18 protein-coding genes and 2 tRNA genes are annotated in these 19,028 nt (G+C 62.9%); 7 read left to right on the forward strand and 13 right to left on the reverse strand.

The features are described from left to right. Positions 1–173 precede the first annotated feature (173 nt). From NLY37_RS29780 to NLY37_RS29825, 10 genes are all read right to left on the reverse strand, one after another. Positions 174–249, reverse strand: a tRNA-Phe gene (locus NLY37_RS29780). A 213-nt stretch (positions 250–462) separates the two neighbouring features. Further along, the gene (gene yacG, locus NLY37_RS29785; RefSeq protein WP_023669280.1) at positions 463–654 is read right to left on the reverse strand and encodes a DNA gyrase inhibitor YacG; all 192 of its coding nucleotides are present in this window, start codon (positions 652–654) and stop codon (positions 463–465) included. Continuing rightward, on the reverse strand, positions 651–1,277 hold the full coding sequence (locus NLY37_RS29790; RefSeq protein ID WP_023740449.1) for a Maf-like protein: 627 nt from the start codon (positions 1,275–1,277) through the stop codon (positions 651–653). The genes yacG and NLY37_RS29790 overlap by 4 nt, the downstream gene beginning before the upstream one ends. A gap of 19 nt (positions 1,278–1,296) precedes the next feature. Continuing rightward, positions 1,297–1,515, reverse strand: a complete 219-nt coding sequence (gene infA / locus NLY37_RS29795) for a translation initiation factor IF-1 (protein WP_006200926.1) — start codon at positions 1,513–1,515, stop codon at positions 1,297–1,299. 185 nt (positions 1,516–1,700) lie between these two features. Next, positions 1,701–2,165: an arsenate-mycothiol transferase ArsC gene (locus NLY37_RS29800; RefSeq protein WP_081731224.1), complete on the reverse strand. Its 465-nt coding sequence runs from the start codon at positions 2,163–2,165 to the stop codon at positions 1,701–1,703. Then, positions 2,153–2,638, reverse strand: coding sequence for a UPF0262 family protein (locus NLY37_RS29805; protein WP_023740450.1), 486 nt, complete (start codon positions 2,636–2,638; stop codon positions 2,153–2,155). Before NLY37_RS29805 ends, NLY37_RS29800 begins: the two co-directional genes overlap by 13 nt. Positions 2,639–2,644: 6 nt before the next feature. Next, on the reverse strand, positions 2,645–3,937 hold the full coding sequence (hisD, locus tag NLY37_RS29810; protein WP_023740451.1) for a histidinol dehydrogenase: 1,293 nt from the start codon (positions 3,935–3,937) through the stop codon (positions 2,645–2,647). 134 nt (positions 3,938–4,071) lie between these two features. Further along, positions 4,072–4,506, reverse strand: a complete 435-nt coding sequence (locus tag NLY37_RS29815; protein ID WP_023740452.1) for a DUF2948 family protein — start codon at positions 4,504–4,506, stop codon at positions 4,072–4,074. Positions 4,507–4,673: 167 nt separating this feature from the next. Then, the gene (gene murA / locus NLY37_RS29820; protein ID WP_023740453.1) at positions 4,674–5,966 is read right to left on the reverse strand and encodes a UDP-N-acetylglucosamine 1-carboxyvinyltransferase; all 1,293 of its coding nucleotides are present in this window, start codon (positions 5,964–5,966) and stop codon (positions 4,674–4,676) included. A gap of 142 nt (positions 5,967–6,108) precedes the next feature. Continuing rightward, a complete protein-coding gene (locus NLY37_RS29825; protein WP_023669287.1) occupies positions 6,109–6,303 on the reverse strand; it encodes a hypothetical protein in 195 nt (64 codons plus the stop codon). 150 nt (positions 6,304–6,453) lie between these two features. Here NLY37_RS29825 and NLY37_RS29830 point away from each other — a divergent pair. From NLY37_RS29830 to NLY37_RS29860, 7 genes are all read left to right on the forward strand, one after another. Further along, positions 6,454–6,528: transfer RNA gene (locus tag NLY37_RS29830), tRNA-Thr, on the forward strand. A 400-nt stretch (positions 6,529–6,928) separates the two neighbouring features. Next, complete coding sequence (locus NLY37_RS29835; protein ID WP_023740454.1) at positions 6,929–10,765, forward strand: caspase family protein; 3,837 nt, start codon at positions 6,929–6,931, stop codon at positions 10,763–10,765. A 182-nt stretch (positions 10,766–10,947) separates the two neighbouring features. Then, positions 10,948–12,342 (forward strand): multicopper oxidase family protein, encoded by a 1,395-nt coding sequence (locus NLY37_RS29840; RefSeq protein WP_023707967.1) that lies wholly within the window; start codon positions 10,948–10,950, stop codon positions 12,340–12,342. Between the two features lie 152 nt (positions 12,343–12,494). Then, positions 12,495–13,817, forward strand: a complete 1,323-nt coding sequence (locus tag NLY37_RS29845) for an NAD(P)H-dependent oxidoreductase (RefSeq protein WP_023740455.1) — start codon at positions 12,495–12,497, stop codon at positions 13,815–13,817. A gap of 68 nt (positions 13,818–13,885) precedes the next feature. Next, the gene (locus NLY37_RS29850) at positions 13,886–14,128 is read left to right on the forward strand and encodes a type II toxin-antitoxin system VapB family antitoxin (protein ID WP_023669292.1); all 243 of its coding nucleotides are present in this window, start codon (positions 13,886–13,888) and stop codon (positions 14,126–14,128) included. Next, on the forward strand, positions 14,128–14,520 hold the full coding sequence (locus NLY37_RS29855; RefSeq protein ID WP_023738240.1) for a type II toxin-antitoxin system VapC family toxin: 393 nt from the start codon (positions 14,128–14,130) through the stop codon (positions 14,518–14,520). Before NLY37_RS29850 ends, NLY37_RS29855 begins: the two co-directional genes overlap by 1 nt. Positions 14,521–14,789: 269 nt before the next feature. Continuing rightward, the gene (locus NLY37_RS29860; protein ID WP_023740456.1) at positions 14,790–15,689 is read left to right on the forward strand and encodes an MBL fold metallo-hydrolase; all 900 of its coding nucleotides are present in this window, start codon (positions 14,790–14,792) and stop codon (positions 15,687–15,689) included. 22 nt (positions 15,690–15,711) lie between these two features. On the opposite strand, the gene proC is transcribed toward NLY37_RS29860, so the two are convergent. The 3 genes from proC to NLY37_RS29875 form a co-directional block, all read right to left on the reverse strand. Further along, positions 15,712–16,527 (reverse strand): pyrroline-5-carboxylate reductase, encoded by an 816-nt coding sequence (gene proC / locus NLY37_RS29865; protein WP_023740457.1) that lies wholly within the window; start codon positions 16,525–16,527, stop codon positions 15,712–15,714. Positions 16,528–16,614: 87 nt separating this feature from the next. After that, positions 16,615–17,934: an O-antigen ligase family protein gene (locus NLY37_RS29870; protein WP_023689342.1), complete on the reverse strand. Its 1,320-nt coding sequence runs from the start codon at positions 17,932–17,934 to the stop codon at positions 16,615–16,617. Continuing rightward, positions 17,903–18,901 carry a glycosyltransferase family 2 protein gene (locus NLY37_RS29875; RefSeq protein WP_023692395.1) on the reverse strand — a complete coding sequence of 333 codons (999 nt, stop codon included), beginning with the start codon at positions 18,899–18,901 and terminating at the stop codon, positions 17,903–17,905. Before NLY37_RS29875 ends, NLY37_RS29870 begins: the two co-directional genes overlap by 32 nt. Positions 18,902–19,028 lie beyond the last annotated feature (127 nt).

Consider the following 19,028-nt stretch of genomic DNA (forward strand, 5'->3'; position numbering starts at 1 on the left):
GTCGAATACCAACGGAAATACCATCCCCCCGCCTCGTTGGATCAAATGCGCCCGAAGCGCTCTCTGTCACGCCTAATTGCGCAATGCGACAGCAAAAGATCAATAATTCCAGTCGCTTGCAGAAGCTGCAGCGTAGACGGTTCGGCTAAACGGAGTGTCGGGAGAAGAGGGGATGGTGCCCAGAGGCGGATTCGAACCACCGACACGCGGATTTTCAGTCCGCTGCTCTACCAACTGAGCTATCTGGGCCTCGCCGGCAAACGAGACATCGCCTGACCGGATTTCAGGAAGCGCCGTGGGGCACCCCTTGAAAGCGCGTGGGTTATAGCACGGGAATCCGGCCTGTCCAGCGCCTTAGCGCTGATTTTCCGGGGCAATTGTCGCAGACAATACCGACGCCGGCAAAGCAGCAATTGCGTAAGGTCGGCGAAGTGGAATTGCGCGGCCGGCACCGCCCAAACCCTACTTCGGCTCGTCGCTCTCGTCCTCGTCATCCCGCGCGGTGATGACATAGGCGCCCTTCAGCCAGCGGTTGAGGTCGATGTCCTTGCAGCGCTTCGAGCAGAACGGATAGGTCTCGCGCGCCGACGGCTTGCCGCATTCGGGGCAGGGGCGCTTCGGGCGCAGTGGTGTGACCTTATCGTCCAGGCTCATGGCCGCGCGGTATGCCAGCTGGCGTGGACCTTGAAGCCTTCGCCCGAAAGCAGCGCCACCGTCTCGTAGAGCGGCAGGCCGACAATGTTGGTGTAGGAGCCGACCAGCTTGACGACGAACGAACCGGCGAGACCCTGGACGGCATAGCCGCCGGCCTTGCCGCGCCATTCGCCGGAGGCGACATAGGCGTCGATCTCCTCGCGTGGAAGCCGCTTGAAGCGTACCCTGGATTCAACCAGCCTTTGGCGCAGCTTGCCGCCCGGCGTAATCAGGCAGATGCCGGAATAGACCCGGTGCGAACGGCCGGACAAGAGGCCGAGGCAATTGGCGGCGTCATCCAGCGTCTCGGCCTTGGGCAGGATGCGGCGTCCGACCGCGACCACCGTATCGGCGGCCAGCACGAAGCTTGGCGCATAATCTTCCTCGCTTTTCAGCGACGCCAGCGCCTTCTCCGCCTTTTCCTTCGACAGCCGCTTGGCCAGCGAGCGCGGATGTTCGGCGCGCAGCGGCGTTTCGTCGACATCGGCTGGCAGCACGCGGTCCGGCTCGATGCCGGCCTGTTGCAACAGTTCGATCCGGCGCGGCGAACCAGAGGCAAGCACGAGCTTCTGCAGGATGCTCATCGCGGTTCGCGCCGGACTGTTACTTGAAACGGTAGGTGATGCGGCCCTTGGTCAGGTCATAGGGCGTCATCTCGACCAGGACCTTGTCGCCGGTCAGCACACGGATGCGGTTCTTGCGCATGCGGCCAGCCGTATGGGCGATGATCTCGTGTTCGTTTTCGAGCTTCACCCGGAACATCGCGTTGGGCAACAATTCCGTCACGACACCCGGAAACTCGAGGACTTCTTCCTTCGGCATTCGATACCTTTGCTTGGATTGCAGTTCCGGCGCCCTGGAGCGCCCAGGCCGGAATTTCGGCGGAACCTATATGATAATCGTGCGCTTGTGAACACGCTTAGATCGCGTCATATGCGACGCGCTCCAAGCTTTCGTTTTATGCATGTCGTTGTCTCAAAACCGGGACCGCTTTTGAGCGACATGCATCAATCCGCCGCGTTTTTTACCTCCGGAAGCAGAAAACGTCGGCTGATGCGCGCTTTCAGCCGTTCTCTCACGTCGCGATAGCTGGCCATGATCTGCTCGCGCCTGCCGCCGACATCGGTCGGATCCGGCATCGGCCAGTATTCGACGTCGACGGCAAGCGAGCGGGTGAGTTCGAGCGCGGCGTGGTGGGCTTCCGGCGCCAGGGTGACGATCAGGTCGAAATAATCGTCCTCGAGATCGTCCATCGAGCGCGGCTGGCGCTCGCCCAGCGTCAGGCCCTCTTCGGCCAGCACCGCGTCGACGAACGGATCGCGCTCGCCCCTGTGCACGCCGGCAGAGGCGACGAAAGTGGCCGGCGGCAGCATGCGCCGCGCCAGCTGCTCGGCCATCGGCGAGCGCACGGCGTTCATGCCGCACAAGAACAGGATCGAGCGGGGCGCCGCAGTCAGGTCTAACCCCGCCAGTGCAGCACGCAGACCAGCGTAAACAGCCGCCGCGCCGTGTCGAAGTCGATGTCGATCTTGCCGGAAAGCCGGTCCATCAATGTCTGCGAACCTTCATTGTGCAGGCCGCGCCGGCCCATGTCGATCGCCTCGATATGGCTCGGCGTCGAGGATCGGATGGCGTCGTAGTAGCTTTCGCAGATCAGGTAATAGTCCTTGACGATGCGCCTGAGCGGCGTCAGCGACAGGATATGGGTGACGACATCAGCACCATCCTCTCGGGCGACCGCAAACACCAGCCGGGATTCGGCCAGCGACAGCTTCAGCCGATAAGGCCCGGCGCCGTCATCATTGACCGGCTGAAAGCTGTTCTCCTCGATCAGGTCGAAGATCGCCACCGCGCGCTCATGTTCGACATCGGGCGTCGAACGGCCGATCGACTCGTCGAGCTCGACATCGATCAGCCTTGCGCGGGTTTGATCGCCGTCCGCCATCGCCGCCTACATGTTCAGCCGGATGGCGACGGAGCGGCCATGCGCGTCGAGGCCTTCCGCCTTGGCCAGCGCAATCGCCGCCGGCGCAAGTGCTCTCAGCTGCTCCGGCCCGAGCTTCAGGATCGAGGTGCGCTTGACGAAATCGAGCACCGACAGGCCCGAAGAGAAGCGCGCCGAACGCGCCGTCGGCAGCACGTGGTTGGAGCCGCCGACATAGTCGCCGATGACTTCGGGCGTATGGCGTCCCAGAAACACAGCACCCGCATTGCGCATCCTGGCCAGGAAGCCCTCGGCATCGTCGATGGCGAGTTCCACATGTTCGGCGGCGATGCGGTCGACCAGCGGCAGCGCGGCTTCGATGGTCTCCACCAGGATCACCGCGCCGAAATCGCGCCAGCTGGCAGCCGCCGTCTCGGCGCGCGGCAGGCTCAGCAATTGGCGCTCGACCGCCTGTTCGACTGCTTTTCCGAACGCAGGATCGTTCGTGATCAGGATCGATTGCGCCGACACGTCGTGCTCAGCCTGCGCCAGAAGATCGGCGGCGATCCAGTCGGGATCGTTGCTGCCGTCGGCCACCACCAGCACTTCAGACGGTCCGGCAATCATGTCGATGCCGACCGTGCCGAAGACCTGGCGCTTGGCGGCGGCGACATAGGCATTGCCCGGTCCGACGATCTTGGCGACCGGCCGGATCGTCTGCGTGCCATAGGCAAGGGCGGCAATCGCCTGCGCGCCGCCGACGCGGTAAATCTCCGAAACGCCTGATATATCGGCTGCCACCAGCACCAGCGGATTGATGATGCCGCCCGGCGCCGGCACGACGATGACGATGCGCTCGACGCCCGCCACCCTGGCCGGCACGGCGTTCATCAGCACCGAGCTTGGATAGCTTGCCGTGCCGCCCGGCACATAGAGCCCGACCGCCTCGATCGCCGTCCAGCGCGAACCCAACTCGACCCCGGCGGCATCGGTATAGCGATCGTCCTTGGGCATTTGTCGCTCGTGATGGGATCGGATGCGGTCGCGCGCGAACTTGAGCGCATCGACCGTCTGCGGATCGGCGTCTTTGTAGGCCTGCGCGATGTCGTCCTTCGACACGGCAATGCCGAGGCTATTGAGGTCGGCCTTGTCGAATTTCAGCGTGTAGTCGACCAGGGCAGCGTCGCCCTCGGCACGAACCCGCGCAATGATGGCGCGCACGGCAGTGTCAACGTCTTCCGATACCTCCCGCTTGGTGGTCAGGAAGGCGGCGAAACGCTGCTCGAAACCGGCATCGGACTGGATAAGCGTAATGGCCATCGGCTGCGTCTAGATCGTGATGAGACTTGGTTGAAATCTCATCACGATCTAACCCTTTGTTGGAGCAAGATCTCTGGACAAACGATTCCCGTTTTGTCCAACAAAAACCGGCACCCACTTTTTGGGATCATGCTCTAGACCCTGTGCACCGGACGCGAGGTGGCTTCCCAGGCGCCGCCTATGTCGGCAAGCCGCGCCTCGATGCATTCGACGTCGAGCATGATCGCGCCGCCGCCGGAAAAGACCAATTCGACGATGCCGGCCGGCTTGCTGATTTCGATAAAGCTGATTGCCAGAAGCGACAGCACCTCGGCCGGCCGATCGCGGGCAATGCCGCTGGTCTTGGCGCCGAGCACGCGGTCGAAATGCAACACCGTCTGGCGCCGCTCATTGTGCTGGCTGAACAGTCCGGATTTCGCCTCCCAGACGAAGCGGTTCATGGTCAATATGAAACGCTTGGCCGAAGGCAGGTATTCGAGATCCGAGACCTTCATCACGGCGTCCTGGACGTGGGCCGAGACGATGCTCAGATCCTGATCGTCGAGCGCAATGAGTTTGAGGGCTGCCATGCCGAATGCACACCTGAAAGTTGGTTTCAGCCTTCTGTTAGGCGGTCTTTCCGGTCCGTGCAACCGCGACACAAATTCAACCCGAGGCTAGCGCCTCGGGTTTGAAGTGTTGGCGGTGAATGGAGGCAGCACCAGACGCCTGTCTGTCTGAAGCAACTGCCGTGCGGTCAAGCCGAAATCCGCTCGATCACCGCGCCGCAATTGGAGAGCTTTTCTTCCAGCCGCTCGAAACCGCGGTCGAGGTGATAGACGCGGTTGACCGTCGTTTCGCCTTCGGCCGCCAGACCGGCAATGACCAGCGACACCGAGGCGCGCAGATCGGTCGCCATGACGGGTGCGCCCTTCAGCTTGGCGACGCCGTCGACGATCGCCGTTTGGCCGGACAGCGTGATGTGGGCGCCGAGCCGGGCCAGTTCCTGCACATGCATGAAGCGGTTTTCAAAGATGGTCTCGGTGATGCGCGACTTGCCCTTGGCCATGGTCATCAGGCCCATGAACTGCGCCTGCAGATCGGTCGGGAAGGCCGGAAAGGGCGCCGTCATGACGTCGACCGGCGAAATGCCGGCGCCGTTGCGCCGGACGCGAATGCCGGAATTGGTCGGCGTGATCTCGGTACCGGTCTGGGCAATCACATCCAACGCGGTCTGCAGCAGCTCGGGGCGGGCGCCTTCGAGCACGACATCACCGCCGGTCATGGCCACCGCCATGGCATAGGTGCCGGTCTCGATGCGGTCGGGGATGACGCGCACGCGCGCGCCCGACAGCGATTCGACGCCATCGATGGTGATGGTTGGAGTGCCGGCGCCGGAAATTTTTGCGCCCATGGCGTTGAGGCATTCGGCGAGGTTGACGATTTCGGGCTCGCAGGCGGCGTTTTCCAGCACCGTCTCGCCCTTGGCGAGCGCTGCCGCCATCATCAGCACATGGGTGGCGCCGACGGAGACTTTCGGGAACACATAGCGATTGCCGACGAGGCGGCCGTTCCTGGTCTTGGCCAGCACATAACCAGTGTCGACATCGATGTCGGCGCCCAGCGCCTGCAAGCCCTCGAGGAACAGGTCGACCGGGCGCGTGCCGATGGCGCAACCGCCCGGCAGCGACACTTTGGCCTCGCCCATGCGGGCCAGCAGCGGGCCGATCACCCAGAACGACGCCCGCATCTTCGACACCAGCTCGTAGGGCGCGGTCGTGTCGACGATGTTTCGGGCCGAGAAGTTGATGGTGCGCGAATAGCCCTCATTCTGCTTCTCGCGGCGGCCGTTGACCGAATAGTCGACGCCGTGATTGCCGAGAATGCGGATCAGCTGCTCTACATCGGCCAGATGCGGCACGTTTTCCAGCGTCAGCGTGTCGTCGGTGAGCAGCGAGGCGATCATCAGCGGCAAAGCAGCGTTTTTCGCGCCCGAAATCGGAATGCTTCCGGCGAGCTTGTTGCCGCCGACAATTCTGATGCGATCCATGAGAGAATGTCCCCTCGGCCCGATATGCCGGTTTTCGTCAGTTTGAGTATCGGCCCGTCTAGACCATTGGCCGGCTTGGTTCAAGAAATAGGATTTCTGAGCCCCTTTGGCCAAGGTGACCGGCCAGTGTGGCTGATATCGGTCAGTCCTTGTGCATTTTTTCAGCAGCCGGCAGTCCTTCGGGCCGCTGGTCAGGATCACCGGTGCGCCGCGAGCGCGCTTGCGTCTTGCGCTTCATGAGATTGGCGCGCAGCTGCTCGGCCAGACGGTCCTTGCGGTCAGTCCCGTCCTTTTTTTCCGGATCAGCCTTTTTCGGTGGAATTGTCTTCTCGTCCATCGTTCCGTCCCGCCCGCAACTGGCAGGGCCTGCTGTTCAAGGGATAGCTAGCATTGTGGCGCCGCCATGTCAGCGAAACTTGTCTGGCAAAGCCTTTCACAGACGCCTTGCGCTTGCCGGTTCTATATGGCAGAAGCCCCGCCATCAGCGGCTGCGGTAGCTCAGTGGTAGAGCACTCCCTTGGTAAGGGAGAGGTCGAGAGTTCAATCCTCTCTCGCAGCACCAGTTCATTCCTTTGATTTTAAAAAGATGCAGTCGCGAAGTCGGGGTCTCGTTGCGGACCAAAAAGCCGGCTGACGTAAAAGTGCCAATCCCGCGCATCCAACCGTGGCCCCCTCGCCCGGAAACATTGAGAGAAAGAGGCTCTACGGGGCCGGACGACTGCTCAACAAGTCCGGACCTGTCAACTCACGAACAGGCCGGACTGGCCGTATCCGGCATGCTGAACACTACCGCTCGCACGCTGAAAGCCAGCCGCCTCGTACGCATATCCATGACAAGAACACAGCTCGCCCAAGGACTTGCCATCGGCCGGCCATCATGATGCCATCTCGCCTGCGGAAGATAGCGTCGGGTTTTGGGGTAGAGAATGCTCTTTGGGCGAACGGCAGGTGCGACAGGGCGCATGTGCGCGGCAATCGCTGCGGCACTGGCGCTGTGCCTATGCGCGTTTGGCCCCGCTTTGGCTGAAGAGCCGAAGGCGCTGAAAGGCGTCGCGCTCATCATCGGTCAGTCCGACTACCAGCATGTCGGCAAACTGCCCAATCCGGAAAACGACGCCCGCGCCATCGAGGAGATGTTCGACAGGCTCGGCTTCGAGACCAATGTCGCCACCAACCGCGACGCGCGCAAATTGCGGCGCGATCTCGAAGGCTTCGTCGACGATGCCGAGGGCGCCGATGTCGCCATCATCTACTATTCCGGCCACGGCATCGAAGCCGGCGGCGAGAATTATCTGGTCCCTGTCGATGCCGATATCTCGGCGCTCGACAATGCCGGCGAAAAGCTGGTGCCGCTGTCGTCCATCGTCGCCGAACTGAAGGCCAAGGTGCCGGTCACCATCGTTCTGCTGGACGCCTGCCGCAACGATCCGTTCCCGCCGGGCACGCTCCTGAAGCTGGCGCCGGGCGACCAAGGCAAGCCGATCGGCGCCGGCGGTCTCGGGGAAACGCGCGGCGTGGTTTCCCTGAAGGGCGGCGCCGACGCCAAGGGCTCGGTCGACGGCAGCCTCGGCCAGGTCATCGCCTTTGCCGCCGAGCCCGGCAAGGTTGCGCTGGACGGTCCGGCCGATGGCAACAGCCCCTATGCGGCAGCGATCCTGCGCCACATCGACACGATGGGCGGCGAGGAATTCGGCACCGTTCTGCGCATGATCGGCGAGGAGGTCTATCTCAAGACCAACGGCCAGCAGCGGCCCTGGGTCAATGAGAGCCTGCGCCGGCTGCTCTATTTCGGTACCCCCGCCGAGGCACCGAAAGGCGATGAGGGCGAAATCCTCAGGGAGCGGCGCCAGCTCCTGCTGACCATCTCGACGCTACCCGATCCGGAGCGCCGCCAGATCGAAACCATATCGCGTGACGGCAAGGTGCCGATGGATGGGCTTTACGCCATGCTGAAGGCGCTCGGGGTCGACATACCCAAGGATCCGGCTGAGCTCGACAAGCTGCTGCGTGGCCAGACCGAACGGCTGAAACACGTGTTGGCCGAACGCGAGACTTTGAAAAACCCGGACCCCGAAATTGCCAGGCTATCGAAACTCGCCGAACAGGCGGTTCAGGAAGGCGCGCTCGAAGCGGCGCAGAAATTCAACGAGCAGGCCAAGGCCCGCATCGGCGAACTTTCGTCTACGGTCGACCAGGCCGAGGCCGAGCTGAAGGCAAAGCGGCTCGAATTCGCAAAGGTTTTCGCCAGCAGCGCCAGAACCTACGAGATTTCCTTCAACTTCAAGGAGGCGGCTCAGGACTACGCCAAGGCCTATGAGCAGGCCGCGAAATGGAGCGACGAAGATGCGTTCTACTACAAGGCGGCAGAGGCCAACGCTCTGTCGGAACAAGGGGACTTCTCCGGCGACAATGCGTATCTCGCCCAGGCCCTGACAGCCTATGAACAGGCATTGACCTATGTCACCCGCGAAAAGTTGCCGCTGCTTTGGGCGGCCACCCAGAACAATATGGGCGCCACGCTTGCTACTTTGGGCGAACGGGAAGCCGGCCGCGACAACCTCGACAAGGCAGCTGCCGCCTATGAGCAGGCGCTGACCGTCTATACGCATGACGCCTACCCTGACGACTGGGCATCGACCTATGGCAATCTGGGCACGGTCTACTGGCGGCTCGGCCAGCGCGAGAACGGGACGGCACTGCTTGAGCGGGCAGTCGCGGCCTTCCGCTCGGCGCTCGAGGTACAGTCGTCGAAAAAACTGCCGCTTGAATGGGCGGCGACGCAGAACAATCTCGGCATCGTGCTGTCCGAGATCGGCGAACGCCAGACCACATCGGACAGTTTTCGCGCAGCGATATCGGCGCATCGCGCCGCGCTGACAGAATATCGCCGGGATCGCGTACCGCTCGACTGGGCATTGAGCCAGATCAATCTGGGTGTCGTTCTGGCGAGCCTCGGCGCGCGCGAAAAGGATGTACCGACGCTTGAGCAATCGGTCGCGGCCTTCCAGGCGGCGGCTGAGGAGATGACCAGGGAACGCGCGCCGGCGCAATGGGCGACGATCCAGAACAATTTGAGCACCGCATTCGAGTCGATCGGCGAGATCAACGGCGATATCGCCGCGTTGCAGCGCGCGCGGGAGGCGGCGGAGGCAGCGCTTTCGGTTCGGACGCGCGAGCACGCCGCGGCGAGCTGGGCGAACGGCCAGCTGACGCTGGGCAACGCCTTGCAGCGCCTCGGCGCCAAGCAGAAGAACAAGGAACTGCTGCTGCAGGCAGCCACCGCGTACCAGGCCGCTCTGTCCGAATATCCGCGTGAGAAACTGCCGCTTGACTGGGCTTCGCTGCAGCAGAATCTGGGATCGGTCAACGACACGCTCGGCGATCTCGATACGGGAACCGATTACTACATTCAGGCGGTGACCGCGTATCGTCAGGCATGGGAGGTCTATACCGCAACCGCCGCGCCGGGCGAGTTCGCTTCGATTGGTTACAGCCTTGCAGGCACGCTATCGAACTGGGGCGAACGCGCGGGGGACATCTCGACCCTGCGGCAGGCGATCGATGTCTACGGTCAGGTGCTCAGGGTTCGCACCCGCGACAAGGACCCAGCCAATTGGGCCAAGACGGAATTCCGCCTCGGCTGCGCGTTGATGATGTCAGGCAAGCTGGCCTCTGACGATCAACTGCTGCAGCAATCGGTCGACGCGCTGCGGGCGGCGCTCGACGGGCAGACGAAAGGCGGTGATGTCACGGAGATCGGCCAGACGCGGCGCGTGCTCGGCCAGACCCTGTCGATCCTGGGCGACGATACATCCAACCTGGACTTGCTGGCGCAAGCAGCCGACATGCTGGAAGCCGCGCTCCCCGCCTACTCCAAGGACGCCGACCCGGAGGAGTGGGCCAATATCAATTACGACCTCGGCTTTGCCGTCTACAGCCAGGGCCGGATTGGTGGCGACGCCACGTTCTACGCCAAGGCCGTGCAGAGCTTCGAGACGGCAGCGCGGATCTACGACGGTTTTCCCAACCGCATGCAATGGGCGCGCACCAAGGGCGATATCGGCAATGCCTTGCTGATGGCCGCGGACGGCAAGGACGTCGAGTTGCTCACCCGCGCGATTGCCGCCTATGACGCAGCGCTCAGCGTGGTAACGCGCGAGAATGCGCTGGCTGTCTGGGAGAACAATCAGAACAATCTCGCCGGCGGGCTGTCGAGTCTTGGTTACTGGGCGAACGATGTCGGCAAGCTGAAACGAGCCGCTCAGATCTACCGCGACCTCGCCACGGTGCGAACGATCGCCCGCGATCCCGATCTCTGGATCACCAACCAGACCAGTCTCGCGCAGACGCTGAGCATGATCGCGGCCCGCGAGCCTTCGGCTGAATTGTACGAGGAGGCGATTGTCGTCAACCGGGCGCTTGCCGAGCAGCTCGGTCGCGACCGCGATCCCGAACGTTGGGCCAATGCGCGCAACGAGATGGGCTATGCCTTGACCATGGCCGGCCGCGCCGAAAACAATGTCGCGCATTTCGAGGAGGCGGTGTTGGTCCTGCGCGAGGCGATCGTGGTGCAAAAGAAGATCAATTCGGTGCCGGCTGTCGCCTTCACGCAGGACAGCCTGTGCGACGTGCTGGCCGATCTGGGCGCCGCCCACAAGGACAAGGCGATGGCACAGGAAGCGATCGCCGCATGCCAGGACGCGCTCGTTGTCTTCCGCGAGCGTAAGATGGACGATCTCGCCGCCGGTTCCGAAAAGAACCTCGCCGAGGCACAGGCGTTGCTGGCCGAGTTGCATTAATCCGAGCCCGCGCTCCCGGATGCGGGCGAATGGTGGGCACGCCAGCGTTCACGCTGTTGCGCAAGCAAACGTCATCGGCTCGCCATGGCGTGACAGAGATGCGATGTGGCAGTATCGGCTTGTGCGCCTTTCGCCGCCCGTCATTCAGGGCGGCAGGTAATCATATTCCGTTGGAGCGCCAGATGACCTCACTCACCCGCCGCAGGGTTTTGAAAACAGCCGCGCTTGCCGGCGTTGGCGGGGTTGGCCTTGCAGCGATGGCCAGGCTCAGTGGCTGGGCCGCAGCCGCGCCCGAGCCGGTGGTTCTCAAGACGGCAAAGATCCAGGCCAGGTTCATGGATATCGGCCAGACCCGCGATGTGCTGACTTATGGAGAGGCCGGAATGCCGCCGGTGCTCAGGATGAAAAAGGGCGAGCCTTTCGCCGCCCGCCTCGTCAACGGCATCGACGATCCGACGACGATCCACTGGCACGGCATTCGCGTTCCAAACAAGATGGACGGCGTCCCCTTCCTGGTTCAGCCCTACGTCTACACCGGCGATCATTTCGACTACGCCTTCACGCCGCCCGACGCCGGCACGTTCTGGTATCACCCGCATTGCAACACGCTGGAGCAGATGGGCCATGGCCTCACCGGCGTGATCGTGGTCGAAAACCCCAACGATCCCAAATTCGACGCCGAGGCAATCGTCAATCTGCGCGACTGGCGCCTCGGCGACGACGCGCAGTTCATCCAGCAATTCCGGCCGCGCGATGCCGCAAAAACCGGAACCTATGGCACGGTGCGCACCGCCAACTGGCTCGACCAGCCGCAATTCGACGCGCCGGCCGGCGGGTTGATGCGGCTGCGGGTCGCCATCACCGATGTCACCCGCATCTACGCCTTTCGCGTCGAGGGTGGGGAGGCCGCGGTCATCGCGCTGGACGGCAATCCGGTGCCGCAGCGTTTTGCGCCCGATGCTTTGCTGCTCGGACCGGGGCAGCGCATGGAGCTCGCCATCCGCATGCCTGACCAGGAGGGCGCGATCGTAAGCCTGGGCGACATCAGAGGCACCAAACCCAAGGTCCTCGCCACCTTGCGCGCCACCGGCAGCTCGCTCAAGCGCGATTTGCGAGACCTCGCACCGCTGGAAGCCAACCCAGTGCCGGAGGTGGATCTCGCCAGCGCGAAACACATCGCGCTCTCGCTCAGCGCCACGGCGGAAAACGTGCCGAGCGACAGCATATGCGGCACGCTAGGCTACTCCTTCTGGGCCATCAACAAGGTACCGTGGCCGGGCGACACGCCGGACCCGACCGCGCCTTTGGCCGAGCTGAAGCTCGGCAAAAATTATGTCATCGACATGGAGAATTTGACGCCGCAAGCGCATCCGATGCATCTGCACGGCATGAGCTTCAAGGTGCTGTCGTCGTCGACACGCCAGGTTCAGCCGGTCATCTCCGACACCTATCTCATGCAGCCCAACGAGAAGGTTCAGCTCGGTTTCGTCGCGGACAATCCCGGCGACTGGCTGCTGCACTGCCACATCATCGAACATCAGAAAACCGGCATGACGAGCTATATCAGGGTGGTTTGACGCCGAGGCGGGTCAATCAGCCTCTACCGGGGTTGGCCTCACCTGCCGGGCCTGTTGCCGGAGAAATTGCCGCCGTCCGCTGGTTTCGTTGGCAAAGCGGGGCCGTTCCCTGCTATTCCCGCCTGCAATCAAGAAGCCGTGGACACGCTTGCATGACCAATGTCGCCCTGACCGGACTGGCCCGCGATCTCGCCAGGCGCGCCGCCGAGGGCCGCCCGGTGCGCATCGGCGTCATCGGCTCCGGCGAAATGGGCACCGACCTGGTCACGCAAGGCATGCTGATGCCCGGTATCGAGATCTGCGCCATCTCGACGCGGCGTCCGCACACGGCGCGTGACGCCATCCGCATCGCCTATGGCGACGAGGCGATGGCGGTCGAGGCGGACAGGGGCTCGAAAGTCACCGCGGCGATCGAGGCGGGCAAAATCGCCATTACCACGAACGAGATGCTGGTCACCAATCCGCTGATCGACGTCGTCATCGACGCCACCGGCAAGCCTGGTGTCGCCGCCGATTTCGACTTGAAGGCGATGGAGCACGGCAAGCACCTGGTGATGATGAATGTCGAGGCCGACGTCACGATCGGCTGCTACCTCAAGCAGCAGGCAGACCGGCTCGGCGTCGTCTATTCGGTCGGCGCCGGCGACGAGCCGTCGAGCTGCATGGAGCTGATCGAATTTGCGTCGGCGCTCGGCTACACCATCGTCTCGGCTGGCAAGGGCAAGAACAACCCGCTCAACCACGATGCCGTTCCGGACGACTATCGCGAGGAAGCGATCCGCCGCAACATGAACCCGCGCATGCTGGTCGAATTCGTCGACGGTTCCAAAACCATGGTCGAGATGTGCGCCATCGCCAACGCCACCGGGCTGGTCCCAGACGTTCCCGGCATGCACGGCCCAAAGGCCGACCGCGATCAGCTGGCCAATGTGCTCATCCCGAAGGCGGATGGCGGCATCCTGTCGAAGAAGGGCGTTGTCGACTACACGATCGGCAAGGGCGTGGCGCCCGGCGTGTTCGTCATCGTCGAGGCGACGCATCCGCGCATCGTCGAGCGCATGGACGACCTGCACATAGGCCACGGCCCCTACTACAGCTTCTTCCGGCCGTATCACCTGACCTCGCTGGAAGTGCCGCTGACCGCGGCGCGCATCATGCTCTATGGCCGGCCAGACATGGTGCCGCTGCCGAGGCCGGTCGCCGAGGTCTGCGCGGTGGCCAAGCGCGATCTCGCCATGGGCGAGACCTTCGATGCCATCGGCGAGACTTGCTACCGCTCATGGACCATGACCGTCGAAGAGGCGCGCGCCAATCGCGCAGTGCCGGTCGGCCTGCTCGAAGGCGGCAAGGTGCTGAAACCGGTGAGGAAGGGCGAACTGCTCACCGCCGACAATGCTACGCCCGACCGCACGACGAGGCTGTTCGCTTTGCGGAAGCTGCAGGATGATATGCTCTACGGGGCTGAGATTGGATGACAGGCCAGTCGGGCTGGCCTTGTCATGACAACTCCCTATGTTGTAGTGGCACCGAACGGAGGCTCAGGATGAATCTCCAGATCAGAGACCCGCGCGCCCGTGACCTCGCCCGGCAGCTTGCCGAAAAGCGAAAGATTTCAATGACCGAGGCGGTGATCGAGGCGCTCGAATCCGAGCTTCAGCGCGAACGTGAACGAGTTCCGCTGGCTGAGCGGCTGGCCGCCATATCGAACGATCTGAAGGCCAAGGCGGGAAGCGGCGGCAGGGATTTGACTAAGGATGAGATCGACGAGATGTGGGGACATTCCTGATGTTCATCGACACCTCGGTGGTGATCGCTGTCCTCGCCGGAGAGGAAGACGCCGCCGATTGGAGCCGCCGGATCGGGCAGGCCTCGATACGGATAACATCTCCGCTGGTCGTGCTCGAAGCGGCGATGCGGCTTTCATCGAAGTTGGTGGTGGAGCCGCTCTTCGCCGAAAAGGCGATAGAGGACTTCCTGCGTGAGGCCGAGATCGAGGTGGTTCCGATCGAAATCGGTGATGCCAAGCTCGCGATCCAGGCTTTTTCGAACTATGGCAAACGTCGCGGCCACCCGGCTCAGCTCAATCTCGCTGACTGCCTGTCATATGCCTCGGCAAAAAGCTGTGGGATGCCCTTACTCTACAAAGGGAAAGACTTTTCCCACACCGATCTGGCCTGATCCTACTCCCCCAGTTCCACGATTCGGCCAGCAGCTTCGTCAGCCGCTCCCGCCCAGCAGGCCAAATGCTGCCGCGCTCGCGCCATGGGCTGTTGACCTGGTCGCGCAACACGCCTGATCATTGCGCTCGTGCTGACGACGCAGACCATCGGCTGCCATTGTGTGATCCATTCATACAGTCTGTCTTTTTGATCCGGGTTTTTCAAACCATGCCGAGATGCCAATCTCGATCAGTTGAACCCCCATTGAGGATTGAAATCTTGCAAACCATTTGGACAAGACGCGAGACGATGAAAACCCTTCTGGCAACGGGCATGGTTGCCATGCTTCAGCCTCTGGCTTTTGCAGCCAAGGCCGCCGCCAAGCTGGAATGGACCCATTTTCAGGCTGACGAGAATGGTTTCCGCCGCACGCCGGTGCTGCTGACCGGGGAAAAAGAAGCCATCCTCCTCGACGGCGGATTTACCCTGTCCGATGGCCGTGCGGTCGCGGATGCGATCAAGGCGACGGGCAAGACCCTGACGACGATCTATGTCAGTTGCAGCGACCCTGACTATTATTTTGGCCTCCGTCCCGTCGCGGATGCTTTCCCCGGCGCCAAGATCATCGCGGCCGGCGCAACGGTTGCGGCCATCAAAGCCAATGTGCAAGCCAAGCTGGATGTCTGGAGCCCACAGCTCAAGGACAATGGACCGAAGGTCCTGGCGGATGTCGTCATTCCCGAGGCTTCCGATATCACCTCACTTGAAATCGAAGGAAACAAGATCGAGATCGTCACCGTCGCCGATCTGAAAGACCGGCGGTATCTCTGGGTGCCCAGCCTTGAAGCGGTGTTCGGCGGCGTGCTGATCTCGTCCGGCGTACATGTCTGGGTTGCCGACGAGCCAACCGTAGACGACCGCAAGAAATGGATTGCCGCGCTCAACGAAATCGCGTCCCGCAAACCAAACATCGTGGTGCCGTCCCATCAGGTAGCCGGTGCACCGGACGGTCTGGCGGCCGTGGAATTCACCCGCGCCTACCTCGAAGCTTTCAATAAGGAAGCCGAAAAAGCGAAATCCAGCGTCGAGCTGATTGCAGCGATGAAGCGGCGCTATCCCGATCTTCTTGACGTCTCGTCCCTGGAACTGGGCGCAAAGGTCGCCAAGGGTGAGATGAAGTGGGGCTGATACGGCCCCGCGAGCGCCTCGGCTACTTCCCCAATTCCACCGACCGCAGCCGCGCGGCTTCCACCGCCTCGGTCAGCAGCTTCGTCAGCCGGTCTTCGCCCATCAGCACGGCAAGGGCGGCTGCCGTGGTTCCGTTGGGGCTGGTCACCTGCTGGCGCAGGACGCCGGGCTTCTCGCCGCTTTCGGCAGCGAGTGCAGCAGCGCCATAGACGGTCTGCATGGCCAGCAGCCTGGCGGTCTCGACCGGCAGCCCGGCCTTCTCGGCTGCAACCGTAAGCGCCTCGATGAAATGGAAGATGTAGGCCGGACCGGACCCCGAAACCGCCGTCACCGCGTCCATCAGGCCTTCGTCGTCGATCGTCGTCACCACACCGCTCGCCGACAGCAGCTCGGCAATGAAACGCCTGATGTCGTCGGTCACCAGCGGGTTGGAATAGACCACCATCATGCCCTTGCCGATCGCGGCCGGCGTGTTGGGCATGCAGCGGATAACAGGCGCGAGATGGCCGAGTATGTGCTCGAAGGTGGCGACCGGCGTGCCCGCGGCGATGCTGACGAAGGTGGTCCTGCCGTCGCCGAAGCGCTTGTAGGCGGCGGTGACGTCGCGGATCACCTGCGGCTTGACGGCGATGACGACGAGGTCGGGCTCTGCGTCGGCGGGGATCCCGTTCGCGTCCGCGGCGACACTGCAACCGAGGTGCTCGGCGCGCTTGCGCAATTCGGCATTAGGCTCGACCACGAACACGGCTTGCGGGGCAAGCTTGCCGGATTTCAGCCAGCCCGCAAGCATGGCGTAACCCATATTGCCGCAACCGGCGAGAACAAGCCTGATCGTCATTGAGAGCCCTCCGAGACAAGGGTTCTCCTTAGACGCTAGCGGGCAGACGGGAAAGCCCCTCAAGGGGTGCTGGATCAGGCCAGCCGGTCAAGGTCGCCGGCGTACCGCGATCGGCCGCAGCGACACTTGCCGCAAGCCAAGCACGCCGAGCACGAAGAACAGCCACACCGGGTCGCCGCGATGGAAGAAGAAGCTTTCCAGGAACGCGTTCAGCGCCGTGAACAGCACCACCATCATGAAGAAGTCACCGAGATAGATGTTCTCCTTGCGCGGCGGGATGCGCATGTAGTCGCGCAGCGGCGCGATCACGAAAGTGTAGACGGCAACGCACAGCGCCGGGATGCCCATCAGCACCGCAATGTCGAGATAGCCGTCATGGCCATGCACGATGGTCCGGATGTCCCAGGCCCGGTCGAAAGGCTGGTCCTGGCTCAGCAGCAGCGGCGTGCCCCAGAAGCTTTCATAGCCGTAGCCGGTCCAAGGCTTCTTCGCCAGCATCTCGCCGGAGAACTCCCACAGCGTCGTGCGCCCGGTATAGGTGAGGTCGGGGAAATAGGTGGCCGCCAGCTCTTTCACCGGCGGGATGAAGACGATGCCTAAGGTACCGATGGCCGTCGCAATGATCGCCAGTGCAAACAGGATCGGCGTGCCGAACCGCATGCCGATCAGGCCCGGCAGCACGACGATCAGGATCGAGAACGGCACCAGGCCGGCCGTCGTCTTGGATCCGGTGTGCAGCATGAAGATCATCGCCGCGCCGAAGATCGCCACGCCCCAGAATTTCTGGCCGCGCCGGAAGAGATAGAGGCCGGCGAAGCTGAAGCAGGCCATGATTGGTCCGGCAATGTTCTTGTGGGCGAACACACCACGCCACAGGCCGGCATGTTCGGGCTCCTGCGAATCGGCCGTATGCAGGGCCTCATGCGGAAAGACGATGAGGCCGATATAGGACAGGCCGATAACGACGATCGCGCAGAATATGATGACTTTCGAAAAACTGTCGGCATCGCGCGGCAGCACCAGGACCGTCGCTATCGTCAGAACGCCAAGCAGCGTGAAGAAGGCCGCGCGCATGGCCGAGGACGGGTCGGTCGCGTTGATGACCGAAAGCATGAAAAAGCCGAGCATCAGAATCCAGGACGGGCTGAGCAGCGAGCGCACCACCTTGGGGTCGGCGAACGTCAGCAGTGAGAAGATCGAAATGGCGCCGAGCGAACTGAAGCCGAGCTGGTTGACGATGTCGCCGCCGTCGCCGGTCAGTTCCGCGCCTGCCGGCTGAAACGGCCGGAACGACACGATGACGACGGCAAACAACAGCGCGGCAATCGCCGTCGCCACGCCGTCGCGGGTGACGATGCCCCCCAGCAGCAGCTCGTCAGTTCTTCTCAGGCTGCCTGTATTGCTCATTGGCGTATCCGAATTCGGCAAGCACGCGGCCGAGCGAGACATAGACGGGGTAAAGCGCCGTCGACAGCGATCCTGTCCGCGCCAATTTGATTGCGCCGCGCACGGGCGAGGCTATCAGCAGCGCCAGGCTTTTTGCAAACACCTTGGCGCCGGCGAATGGCGTGCCGGCGCGCTTCTTCTTTTCGACCAGCGTCGAGATTACACCGTTGCGTAAGGATCGGGCGCGGATCCAGTCAGCCTCGACGCGCCGGGCCGGAACGCCTTCGCGCACCTTTGCCTCGGCGCACCAGCCAAGCACGAAACCTTTCTGCGCCGAGCGGCTGAGGAAGTCGGAATCGCCGCCGCCCATGAAGTTGAACCGCAGGTCGAGGAAGGGTGGCCCCATGATGGTGAGCACATTGCGCCCGACCAGAAGGTTGCCCGAGGAATAGAGTGCGGCCACGCGCCCGGTCTGGCGATAGGGCGGCGCAAACACCGGGTGCTCGGCCCATTTGGCGTGAGCAGGATCGGTAAACACCGGCACTTGCGGGCCACCGACAATGTCGGCGCCAAGCGTCTCCGCCGTCCTGCACATGCGCTCCAGCCAGTCCGCGTCGGCGATCTCGTCATCGTCGATGACCAGCAGGTGGCGGAAATCCGGAAAATGCAGGATCGCCGTCTGCCAGCCAGCATTGTAGGCACTGCAATTGCCCCGCTCATGCGCGATGATGACCATGCCCTTCATATCGTCGCGTTCGAACAGCGGCACGGCCGCCTGGGCGCCCTCACGCGCCTCGGCCTCGTTTTCGATGACGATGACGGCGAAGCGCCGGCTGGTTTGCTGTGCCTTGAGCGACGCCAGCGTTTCGAGCAGCAGTTGCGGCCGCTTGAAGGTCGGCAGCGTGACGACGGCTTCCATCGTCTCTGCGGCGAGCCCCGGAGAGCGTCCCGCAATCGAAACCGAACCGTCCGATGGCAAAGGGATCATCCGCTCCAGCCGCATGTTTTGAATCTGGCTTTCGATAACACCGCGACGATAACGTTTCGTTAATCACCTTTCGCAGCGGCGCCTGCCGGTCCGCGCCTTTCAGCCGTTGCGTCGCATGATTTAATCA

Source organism: Mesorhizobium sp. C395A, assembly GCF_030323205.1.
Taxonomy (GTDB): domain Bacteria; phylum Pseudomonadota; class Alphaproteobacteria; order Rhizobiales; family Rhizobiaceae; genus Mesorhizobium.